We start from the raw sequence: 11,682 nt of genomic DNA, 5'->3' as shown, positions 1-11,682 counted from the left end.
ATTTGGAGCATAGCAGAACATTTGATGAATTTACCCACTAATAAAAAAATATTTCATCATTAAAAAAACCTTCCTGCTTATAGGAAGGACCGTTTGCCGTACATACTGACAAGAATGTCAAATCATTCTGTGATTGATTCAACCAGGGCAAATGAATTGGCCATTCTTTTATTATTTGTTCAGCTTTCATCCTTTCAATCCTCCTTATCTTTAAGCTGAAAAGCAATCAGCTTTCCTAATGCCTCTTCAGCCGCAAACGGAGCAACCATTCCTGAAGGATGTTCATGCTCATGTTTTAGGCATTCATACATCTTCGGTTCAATGTAAGAAGGATCGATCCATGCAATACACCAGGATGCCCAAAAACGAGATTGTCCTTCACTTTCTTGAGCGATTTTGATGACAAAGGGCAGACTGGCCTTCCCGATTCTCATAAGTGAAATGGCCGCAGCCATCCTTGTATCTTCGGCATGACTTTTTAATAAACATGACAGTTCCTCCGCTGCTTCACCCGCACCTTCCCCAAACTCGCCTAAAACGGCCGCCGCAATATTACGCAAAGAACCTTCCTCTTTTAAGGCCTCAACCAAAACAGGTATTGCATCTTGTCCTGATTTCTTTAGCTCCCCTATCGCTTGAACAATTGTGATCTCATTTGTATTCGCTAAATTCTGAACAGACAACGACAATTCATCACCATTTGATTTCATAAAAGAGCCCCTCTCTCGTTTGAAAACAGATACTCAGCATATTTTCCACAAAGATATATCAGTAAGCGCCTTAACTTCCAATTAACTTATAAATACCACAAACACTGTAAATACTCCTGTGAGGAGCTAATAAAACGACTAACAAACTGACCATTTTGACATCATATATACTACTGTTAACTTGTTTGTCAGTTAGTATCAGTAATACTACTATAAGAATCTCGGCTGCCCTTTGAGTGAGATGATGCAAGTGTTTACTCCCCAAGTGGCAACTTCCTTGACATTTACGCGGATGTTGAGGTTTACATGCTCTTGTGTTTCCAGTTTTCGAGCAAGGCAATCGTGCCGTACTTCACCTCACCGCCGGCAAAGCCTTAAGAAATCTCTTTCAGCTTCAATGGCCTTTGACACATACAGAACGATACCGGCCCTTGGAAAGCTTATGGACTGACTTTGATAAAAAAACATCCGCTTGATAACAAGCGGATGTTAGATCTTTCGAAATGAACCCATTGAATTTTAAACAGTAAAACAAAGCAGTATATTATTGATTAATATCTTTTAGCGCCTGTTTCGGTTGTGAATGAAAAATCATCAATGATGCAATAATTGCAATCATAACCCCTAATGCACCAATCCAGGTAATCGAGGCCAATGATACGTTTTCTACAAAAACCCCTCCTATCCCTGCGCCGACTGCCATGGCGAATTGCATCATTGACTGATTCATGCTAAGCAAAACACCTGACATTCCCGGTTCTATTGTGGCCAGGTGAAATTGCTGTGTCGGACCGGTAGACCATGCGGCAAACGACCATAATATCAGAATCACCAACACTCCGATATGGGAATGGGTGACAAGTGACAGCAGAATCAGTGTGACGATATGCAATGTCATCCCGCCAACGAGTGTAAAGGGCACTCCCCATTTATCGGTGCTATATCCCCCAAACTTTGATCCAACCAAACTGGCTATTCCAAATATAAGCAAAACACCGCTAAGCAACTTGCCGCTAATTCCTGAAATGTTCAAGAGATACGGTGACAGATAGGTATAAGCAACAGAATATCCCCCAAGCCAGAAGAAAGTGATTGATAATCCCATCGCCACTTTCCGTTTTCTGAAAAGAGCAAGCTGTTGAAGCAAAGGTACAGGTTTATCCCCTTCAGTATGCGGAAGAGTAAAGAATATAACGGCCATTGCGATCAATCCCAACAAAGCAATTGCACCAAATACAGACTTCCAGCCTAATGCTACTGCTATCATTCTTCCAAGCGGAACACCAATGATTAAAGAAGCGGTAAATCCCATAACGACCGTAGCGATGGCACTGCCCTGCTTCCCTTCCGGCGCAATCTTAGCGGCAATCGTTAATGCGGTTACAACAACCACACCTGCTCCCATCGCCATAATGATCCGCGCTGCAATAAACCAACCATAACCAGGCAGAACAAAGGCCAAGATATTGCCGAACACAAACAAACCGAGAGCATAAATCATCAATCTGCGTCTATCCATACTTGCTGTCAACGCCATGAGTACGGGTGTTAAAAGAGCATATACAAGTGAAAAGATCGTAATGAGCTGGCCCGCGGCGGCCAAGGTGATCCCGAGTGTATGCGCAATGTGATCCAAAATACCGGAAATGATGTACTCTGAAGTTCCGACTAAAAAGCTGACAATGGCTAACATATAAATTTTCCAGGTGTTTGACATAAACATTCACTCCTTAATTTTTATTAAAACAACATATCACGAATTATCGATATGTTAATTTAAAAAATAAACACATCGTAATATGTCGATATGTATGGCGTAAAAATAAACATCTTTTGATGTTTATTTTTATATCTCTGTTTTAAGAAAGTCCGCAAGTTTCCCAATGGCTTCTTCATCTCTTTTGTAATAAGTGTACTTTCCGATTCGTTGAGCCTTAATCAGGCCGGCTCTTAAAAGGATAGTGAGATATTGGGAAGCCGTTGATTGCGTCATTTTCAATTTGTCTGTTATTTGACTGACACATACCCCGATTGTGTTCATATCAATCCCTTCATGGGGTGAAAAATGACGATCAGGTTCCTTCAGCCATTGCAAAATTTGCAGCCTTGATTCATTTGATAAGGCTTTGAATACTTCAATGGGTTCCATATCGTTTATTATATCGTTATATTCCGATATGTCAATTCGTTTTTTCGTTTTTGATGACTGACTTCTTTTTAGACATTAAAAATCTGAAGACTTATTTCAGTTCAGTTGGAGGTATTACAGAACTTAACTTTCGCATATCTACTGTTAGATTGACCATTAGAAAGCGCTGCTTTATATATACTTTGCTCTCATTCTGCTTTTTTATCTCTCCAAATATTATAGATTTTTCTCAAGATCATTACATAATTTAAATACCATCACTCGTTCGCCTGTCCGAGAGCTTAAATCGGTATGAAAACTTTTCACTTCTTCTCCAGTTATCGTTAGGATAATATCCTTTAGACCCTCTATCCCTGATTCAACTAGCTCCGAACGAGTTTGTTTGATAGATAACATACCCTCTTTTGATCCACAAACTGCATATTCTGCTGGTGTTAAAATTCCTTTTAAATTAACGATGATCATATCCCGCAGTATATCAGTTTTAACAGATACAGACCCACGCCCAAGATAATCCTTCTCCCATTGCGTAATGGACTTACTGATCTCTGATTCAATAGAACCTTTCGTTTTTTTCATATATAACACATCTCCTGGCAAAATAATTGGCATATTCTATTAGTTATTTCGTCTCATTAATATTCTCTTACAACATGTCCTTCATATACACCTTCAATATCCAAATCAGTTGTGCCGTTTCTTGTGACCGCTACAATTTTGGATAACACATTTTCTTCCATCATAGAGTGTACATGCAAAAATCGAACGCTCCCTAAATGGGTTTCCTCAACTTCTTCATAAGATTTTAAATGATAAAAATGAATTGCTTTTCTTATTACTTTTTTCATACATTCCATATTTTCTCGATCAAACGAGCTCATTTCCTCTATTGTTTTCGTGACAAAATCAGTTATACTAGCGCCCATTACATTCTCCTTAAATCTGCTTTCTCCCCATATATGGGTGTAGAAGCTGACCACTTCACTCCATCATGACAAGCAATGATCGGGTAAGGCTTGACCTGTTTTAGTAGAAGGAACCTCCACAATTGAGGATTCCCCATCCTTATGATCAACGATTAAACCTCTGACTTTAACATATGACGGCACCAGTGGATGTTGACGAATGATATCAACACTTTTTTCAATACCATTGCTTTTTTCATTTAGCCATTCATCGACTGTACCGCCTAAAAATTCAGGCTTGCAATTTTGAAAGAGATAATCCAATGTTTGTATTTTATCTTTCATTGTTTCAAGTTGAGTTAGTCCATGACCTGTTGAAGTCTGTTTATCTTTTGTTCCTACTACAAAGACCTCCTCAACATCTTCCTGGTAAATCGCAAAAATAACAGACCTCATGATTTCTCCATAAGGATGTGAGATAGCGGCACCATAGCTTTGGATAGTCAACATATTTTCTGCTGGAGTGTTAGTCACTTCTTGTAAAATAGGCTCCAAGCCGTTTTCAATGTCCGTCAAAAATAATACTTTTTTATCTACATTCATATAACACACCTCTTCCTTATGTTTATCATTTTTATATTGAGTAACAAATCCATTTGAGAAATGTTTAGATTCATCATTACCAGCTTTCCCAACATCCTTCTGGATCAATACTAGCCAGTCGAACCCATCCATTTTGAACTTTTTGCAGAAATACTGGGTCATTATTTAATAACCGTTCTACATGCTGTCTAGGCGCTTGGATAACAATCAACAAACGAAGAGGAGAATGATAAGCCTCATGGTCTGATTGCATGACCGATTGCCAAGGCAGTCCGGCTAACAAGTCACTTGCATTCCCCTGCATCACTCCGAGACCTGCAGTAACGGTTTGAGTTGCTTTATTTCCGCTGCCATAATAATGGGGTGCTACTGTTGATGCGTAATATTGTAAATTAATCCATTGGGCCACAGTTCCAGGTCCTGCAATAATATTTGCTAGGAGATCACCGCTTTCATCCTGCTTCCAATCATAATTATGAAGGAAAGCTCTTCCTTCCAAATCACAATCCTGTGTTAGTTCACGTTGGCCGATAATAAAAGCGGCATTACGAGCCAGTCCCCATTCCGGACGTATCTCACTCCAATCTTCCGCAAATCGGTGTGCCTCAGCCTTCGGGTTTTTAAAGTTCGATTGGACATTCGGTAATTGGGCCAGTCGTTCTGCATTTGCATGATGTTTTACTTTCGGCATAACAGCTTCAATATGATCAAATGCTTCCTGTGCAGCTTCAGAAAGCTCTGGCACATAAATCCAATGTAATTCATCCACCGTTGTATTATGTTCAGCGGCAGCGAACACCGTATTCTCAGGGATTTTCATTCCTTCAGTTAATAGAGCTTCTCTTACCTCTGAAAGATTACATAAAGCAGCTAAAACTCTTGCATTGAATCCGCCGGCCGCTCCACCGCAGGCACCACAATCAAGAGCCGCGGCATAAGGATTATTGGTGCTTTGACTGCCATGTCCGCAAATCACGACTAAGGGTGCAAAATTCTCTGTTAATCCCATCATTTTTAGTGCTTGCCGAGCATAGTTCACTTTTTCTTCTTCAGTAAAACCCACTGGTATCTCTGCCTCTGTGTCATTAACATGATGAAGCGAGAGTTTTGTATCAGGTTTCCGTAACCAAGTCTCACGAAGATTACGAATAAAACGTTCTGCTCTTCTTGGCGCAAAGCTGCGTGCCACCATTTGCAAACTAAGCCAAGGTCCACTTAGCTCAGGTAGAAGTAAGCTCGTAAGTACATTCTGTTTCATCTTTTTAAATGTATAGCTTAAGGAATGAACTGCCTGCTTGCGTTGGTTGTATTTTTCGAGTACATCTTCATCTGCGAACTCTTTTATTTTGTTTTGCGGTTTTTGTATGACCGGCAAAGAGGCATGACTGTGTTTACTGCCAAGTTCACAAGTTGCAATCGGCACCCCGAAGAAACCAGCAACACCAATCGTTTCAAACGGGCCTGCTTTTTCTAGTTGACGACGAAAAGGCTCTGATCGTACATCGATACAGAATGCGAATTGAGCTAATGCAGATTTTTTACCGTTGGTTTCACGTTGTTTCGAGATGATCTTCTGACTTAATCGATCAGTGTGTGTTTGCTCCCATGCTTCTAACCAAAGTTTCCTGCGAAGTTTCTCATCAAAGCTGTAGGCAAATGATAAATATTCGTTTTGTTCATTGGCCGGCATCTGTGACCATTCTTCTAATGTAAGGCCCCCCCAATGAATCCAAGCTGCTATAAGGGGAGTAATTGAAATTTTATTCTCAAATCGTTCATTATTAATAGGTAAATATGGCTTTATAAGAGCCCACTCCATGGATATCCGAACTGCTAAATATTCTGTTAGAAGTGCATGTTCATGGCTCGATTGTTGGGAGCGCCAAAGCATCATCCCTGCCCATCCGGGTAAGGAAAGTAAATGGCCTTCAAGATAACGCTGTATTTCTGATTCTGGGATTTCTAGTGCGAATAACGCTTCTTGTAAAGCCAAGTGTGCCTCTTGCGGCCAACCTTTTAACCTTTCACGCTGCTTTTTACTAAGTGCTGGATCATACTGAATGAGATGCTGCCAGGCACGATAGAAACCTTTCTCACGGTTGGGCATTGTCCAACCTGCTTGAGAGTCATCAAGATATAATTTACTCCACTTAATGACATGATGATCTAGGATATTGATTAACCTTTCACCATCTTGATTTTCTATATACGAACTGATTGGCTGCATAAAAACATTCTCGATATGATCCACTCCACTGCATTCATTCACCAATTTCTCCAGCTTATGTGATGATAAAAGGTCGGAAGGCAGTGGTTCTAATTGTAATCCAGCATGACAAAATCGCTCTGCCGCATCCCTTGGGATATGAAAGGAATGTGAATCAAGCCAATGCTGCAGCCCCATTTCTACAAAATCTTCATCAATCTCACCTTTATTCTTTGCTGAACGGATCATAGACGCACTAGGATATATATCAACATCACGAGTATGTTTCAGCCAACTTGCAACCTGATCAAAAGATTGGTTTTCAAGTCCCATCCACGGGTTACGTGCAGCGAATGTTGAAATAGGCCAAAGTGGTGCAATGACTCGGCTGGCAGATTCAATTAAAACGTTAATATCTCTTTCTTGAACATCAATATCTGTCTCTTTCTTTTTTACATTTTCTTTCATTAATACGGATGTAATGCCCAACACTTTTACCTCCTTATGATAAATATTGTTTAAGGTAGTCTGGATGACTCTCTACTGTCTTGGGTTTTGCTTCACCTAATCGCACTAACCAAAGATAGAGTACTGCGAAGAAAACTGAAGAACGATGACGAGCAACCCAAGTACCTAAAGCACTGCCAAATAGTAAGAGACATACGACAATGATGACAGCTGACATTGGAGGTTGAACACTTTGAAAAACGCTTGTATGCAGCCACTTATAGAAGAGGTTATGAATGATAAAATATACAAAGGCTGCTCCTCCTAAACATGTTAAGCCAGCAATTCGACCCATTCTTCCCTCTCCAAAAGCTACAAGCTGAGTCCAAGAAACGGACAATGACCACCCTAAGATCAGCGCACTAATGAATTGATACCCCTCTCCAGGAGCAGCGAGCCAAAAAGCAACGCCTATAACTAAGGATAAAATCCGACCAGCCATGACCCATAAATAGGATGTTCTTTCATTAGTACGATCCGATACTTCATGACGCCCTACTGCTGAACCAGCTTGTAGAAACAACGTAGCTTTGAATAAACCATGTAAAATAAGATGAATAATGGCTGCTGTATAAGCCCCTAGTGCACACTGAATGAGCATAAATCCCATTTGTCCAATCGTGGAGCCTACTAGCTGGCGTTTATAGTCAACCTGGACCAAACTAATACCCGTTCCAATCAATACAGAGATGCCAGCAAGCAGAAGTAAAATAATCGATGCTATACCACCATTAAATAGAGGTGAAAATCGAGTTAGTATAATCCCGCCTGCATTTACTAAACCTGCGTGCATAATCGCAGAAACAGGAGTTGGAGCAACAATAGACTCAATTAACCATCTGTGGAATGGCCATTGAGCCGCAGGAATGATCACTGCTAATACAATCAATAGATTAATCCCTGTTCTCTCCCATGCCCCCAGTTGAGCTAAGCTTTCATTTGTTAAAACCAATGATAACTGCCATTGACCTGTGACTTGAAAAAGCCAAACTATCGCGAAAAACAAAGAAAGCCAGCTTAACAAAAATAATCGGCCAGTAACCTTGGCTGCTTCACTAGCGACTTGCCAAGCACTGTTTAATCTTATAAGCAGGGTTAAACCGACAAGAGTTGCTCCCCAAGAAATAACCATCAAGCGGAGGTCACCACTTAACCACGCAATTGAAGCAGCACCTGTAGTGAAAGTAAAAAGCGTAAAATATTTTCGATAAGATCGATCACCCATTAAGTAACGTACAGAAAAGCGCTGAATGATTAGGCCAATTGTCAAAACAAAGAAAGTCATTAACCAAGCTAATGAATCGAAGTACCAAGGGCCAACATTTCCATTCACACTCCTATTGGCAAGAATCACTAAGGAAACCAACGGCGGTAAAGCCAAGATACCAATATGAATGCGAACAAAACTCAAGGGTACGCGTGGATGTAAAAACAATAGTCCACTTATCCCAGAAGCAATAAGCATAATAAAAAATAATGTTAATAATGATGACAAACTCAGCGAAACTAACATTTCAAATTCTCCCTTTTTAAAAGTCGTTATTGCTCAAAAGACCTTTAGATCAGATCATATTTTCTATAATTTAATACAAATTTTTTATATCTCTATTTTTTCCCAATAAAAAAGCCGACAATTTCAAAATTTCAATGATGTTTTTAATCATTGAATCTTGAAAATTGTCGGCTTCACTTCAACTAACTTCTGCGAAGTTTTTTGAAGAGCTACCTTATTATTGGTCATTTTACTATATGCTATGTTTTAACTTCCTTCTAAAGGAATGAAATCATCGCTACATTTTAATATAGTGCTTAATTATCAAATAAAATCGACTTATGTTTCTCCTCCATTTAAATTAGGATACTTTTTCATCCTGTCAAGATTAGTTGAAAGAATGCTAAAGACCTAATAATTTAACAAACGAAAATAAACATCTGGGCCGATTATTAAGTTAAGTATAAGATATGCTAAATTTTAAACATTGTCAACCAAAACTCATATTCTAATCCATTGGAAATCAAATTTGATGTCGGAGTTCAGAGAATGCAGTATCAAACTTCCTCCCTACATGGTAACTACATTTCTCTTTAATAGATTCGGAAAAATGCTTGTACCTTTTATTCGGTTCGAATGTAAAGTGAAATATCCTCAACCTCTTGGACAGTGAGTACAGCTTCAATGAATTATTGCTAATTCTTCTGACCAATGGTACATATTTTTTGAATCTTGACGTGATTAAATGTTTCGTTGCTGCACCTTATTATAAAGCATCCGTCCTCACCATTGTTAAATGAGATCCATACAAACCCACCTGATAAAATAAAACTATCCGTTCACTTATAAACGAACAGATGTTAGCCCTTCTATAAAAAAACCCCTTTGGCTAATAACCAAAGGGGTTAAACATTTATTATTCCACAGTAACACTCTTCGCAAGGTTACGCGGCTTATCAACATCACAGCCGCGATGCAGTGCAGCATAGTAAGCGATCAGCTGCAATGGAACAACAGATACCAACGGAGCAAGCGCTGGGTTTACTTCCGGTAATACGAATCTGTCATCCGCATCGTCTAGGCCTTTCAGTGAGATGATGCATGTGTTGGCTCCGCGAGCGGCAACTTCTTTGACGTTTCCGCGGATGCTTAGGTTTACGTGCTCTTGTGTTGCAAGTGCGAATACTGGTGTTCCTTGTTCGATCAAGGCGATGGTGCCGTGCTTCAGTTCGCCGCCGGCAAAGCCTTCTGCCTGGATGTAAGAAATCTCTTTCAGCTTCAATGCGCCTTCGACACATACGAAGTAGTCGAGGCCGCGTCCGATGAAGAAAGCGTTTCTGGATACAGTCAGGTATTCACGAGCGATCATTTCCATTTCGTCTTTCTGGTCGCAAAGGGCTTCCATTGCGTTTGCTGCGATACCGAGTTCTTTGACAAGATCAAATCCGATATCGATGCCGTTTTTGTCAGCAGCTACAGATGCAAGAACCGCAAGAACTGCGATTTGTGCTGTGTATGCTTTTGTTGACGCAACAGCGATTTCAGGGCCTGCATGAAGCAGCAATGTATAGTCAGCTTCACGGGAAAGCGTTGATCCCGGTACGTTTGTGATCGTCAGCGCTTTGTGTCCGAGTGCTTTGACTTGAACAAGAACCGCGCGGCTGTCTGCTGTTTCTCCGCTTTGAGAAAGGAAAATGAAGAGCGGTTTCTTAGACAGAAGCGGCATGTTGTAAGAGAATTCACTCGCTACATGCACTTCAACCGGCACGTTTGCCCACATTTCAATGTATTGTTTACCGACAAGTCCTGCGTGATAGCTAGTTCCGCAGCCAATGATATAGATGCGGTCCGCTTCCGCTACAGCCTCAGCGATATCGCCAGGCACAGACAGTTTGCCGTTTTCGTCTTGGTACGTTTGGATGATTTTGCGCATCACAACTGGCTGCTCATCCGTTTCTTTCAACATGTAGTGAGGGTACGTGCCTTTTTCGATATCACTGGCATCCAGCTCAGCGATATAAGACGCACGTGAAATAACGTCGCCATCAAGGTTTTTGATAACAACTTGATCATCAGTCACGATGACCATTTCTTTATCCATCAGCTCTACATATTCGTTTGTAACTTGAAGCATTGCCATCGCGTCAGACGCCACGACGTTGAATGTATCTCCAAGTCCAACTAATAGAGGGCTTTTGTTTTTCGCTACAAAAATCGTTTCTTTGTTATCGTTATCGAATAAAGCAATTGCGTAAGAGCCTTTTAACAGTGTAAGTGTTTTGCGGAACGCTTCTTCTGTATCAAGTCCTCCGTTGACAAATTGCTCGATTACTTGAACGACTACCTCTGTATCGGTATCACTTTTGAGCTCTACATCTTGTAAATAGTCCTGTTTCAGCTGAACATAGTTCTCGATCACGCCGTTATGAACAAGTGTAAAGCGGCCCAGTGCGCTTTGATGCGGGTGAGCGTTCAGATAGCTTGGTTCGCCATGTGTTGCCCAGCGAGTATGGCCAATTCCTGCTTTTGCTCCTACATTGGCATCCACAACTTCACGAAGATCGGCAATGCGTCCTTTTTCTTTAAACACATGGATCCCCTGTTCGTTGGCAACTGCGATACCCGCAGAGTCATAGCCGCGGTACTCAAGCTTCTCCAATCCTTTTAACAAAATTTCCTTCGCATCAAGCTGACCGATATAACCTACGATTCCACACATAATTTCTTCCTCCTAAGATTGTAAAAGGAGACGAAGAAAGTCATTTTTCAAGGGGACTTTCAATCGTCCCCTCCTACATGTTTTATGGAAGATCATGTGATTTCCCTTTGTTCAAGGAGTCGCCTCCTTGGTTTGAAGAAATCCTTACGGCTGTGATCTGCATACTCAGCCGGGAGGCATCCGCCGAAAAATCGATAACCTCCATCCTCGTCAACTAAGCCTTTTTTCGGGCGCTTAGTTCGGGCGCTATAATTATAAGTGAAACAAAATCCCGTCTTTCCTGCCTCTAGAAAACAAGAACAAGACAAGCTTGATTTTACAGCATGTGCCAAGAATGGTCAATTGTTTTTTAAACAACTTTGCCGCCTGTCTCACAATTATTATATGTGAG

At 40.7% G+C, this 11,682-nt stretch carries 9 protein-coding genes and 2 pseudogenes; all 11 read right to left on the bottom strand.

All coding sequences use genetic code 11. From position 1 onward, the window contains the following. Positions 1 to 112: 112 nt before the first annotated feature. Positions 113 to 190: pseudogene (locus NSS75_RS01520) on the bottom strand (TlpA family protein disulfide reductase); the annotation flags it as partial. 4 nt (positions 191 to 194) lie between these two features. After that, entirely contained in the window at positions 195 to 710 is a 516-nt protein-coding gene (locus NSS75_RS01515; protein ID WP_101860228.1) for a HEAT repeat domain-containing protein, read from the bottom strand. A 228-nt stretch (positions 711 to 938) separates the two neighbouring features. Further along, positions 939 to 1,108 (bottom strand): annotated as a pseudogene (locus NSS75_RS01510) (hypothetical protein); the annotation flags it as partial. 146 nt (positions 1,109 to 1,254) lie between these two features. Next, positions 1,255 to 2,427, bottom strand: a complete 1,173-nt coding sequence (locus NSS75_RS01505) for an MFS transporter (RefSeq protein ID WP_213418248.1) — start codon at positions 2,425 to 2,427, stop codon at positions 1,255 to 1,257. Positions 2,428 to 2,556: 129 nt separating this feature from the next. Then, on the bottom strand, positions 2,557 to 2,859 hold the full coding sequence (locus NSS75_RS01500; RefSeq protein WP_024120036.1) for a metalloregulator ArsR/SmtB family transcription factor: 303 nt from the start codon (positions 2,857 to 2,859) through the stop codon (positions 2,557 to 2,559). A gap of 216 nt (positions 2,860 to 3,075) precedes the next feature. Then, the gene (locus tag NSS75_RS01495; protein WP_003241432.1) at positions 3,076 to 3,438 is read right to left on the bottom strand and encodes a DUF2294 domain-containing protein; all 363 of its coding nucleotides are present in this window, start codon (positions 3,436 to 3,438) and stop codon (positions 3,076 to 3,078) included. Positions 3,439 to 3,494: 56 nt separating this feature from the next. Further along, on the bottom strand, positions 3,495 to 3,785 hold the full coding sequence (locus tag NSS75_RS01490; protein WP_339235529.1) for a DUF6407 family protein: 291 nt from the start codon (positions 3,783 to 3,785) through the stop codon (positions 3,495 to 3,497). A 63-nt stretch (positions 3,786 to 3,848) separates the two neighbouring features. Continuing rightward, positions 3,849 to 4,367: a carbonic anhydrase gene (locus tag NSS75_RS01485; RefSeq protein ID WP_339235527.1), complete on the bottom strand. Its 519-nt coding sequence runs from the start codon at positions 4,365 to 4,367 to the stop codon at positions 3,849 to 3,851. Between the two features lie 76 nt (positions 4,368 to 4,443). Beyond that, a complete protein-coding gene (locus NSS75_RS01480; protein ID WP_339235524.1) occupies positions 4,444 to 7,062 on the bottom strand; it encodes a YbcC family protein in 2,619 nt (872 codons plus the stop codon). Positions 7,063 to 7,075: 13 nt separating this feature from the next. After that, positions 7,076 to 8,593 carry an NADH dehydrogenase subunit 5 gene (locus tag NSS75_RS01475; RefSeq protein WP_339235521.1) on the bottom strand — a complete coding sequence of 506 codons (1,518 nt, stop codon included), beginning with the start codon at positions 8,591 to 8,593 and terminating at the stop codon, positions 7,076 to 7,078. 895 nt (positions 8,594 to 9,488) lie between these two features. Then, positions 9,489 to 11,291 carry a glutamine--fructose-6-phosphate transaminase (isomerizing) gene (glmS, locus tag NSS75_RS01470; protein ID WP_024120031.1) on the bottom strand — a complete coding sequence of 601 codons (1,803 nt, stop codon included), beginning with the start codon at positions 11,289 to 11,291 and terminating at the stop codon, positions 9,489 to 9,491. Positions 11,292 to 11,682 lie beyond the last annotated feature (391 nt).

The organism is Bacillus sp. FSL K6-1012, from assembly GCF_037964915.1.
In the GTDB taxonomy this organism is placed as follows: domain Bacteria; phylum Bacillota; class Bacilli; order Bacillales; family Bacillaceae; genus Bacillus; species Bacillus halotolerans.
This window is presented reverse-complemented; position numbering and strand designations above follow the sequence as displayed.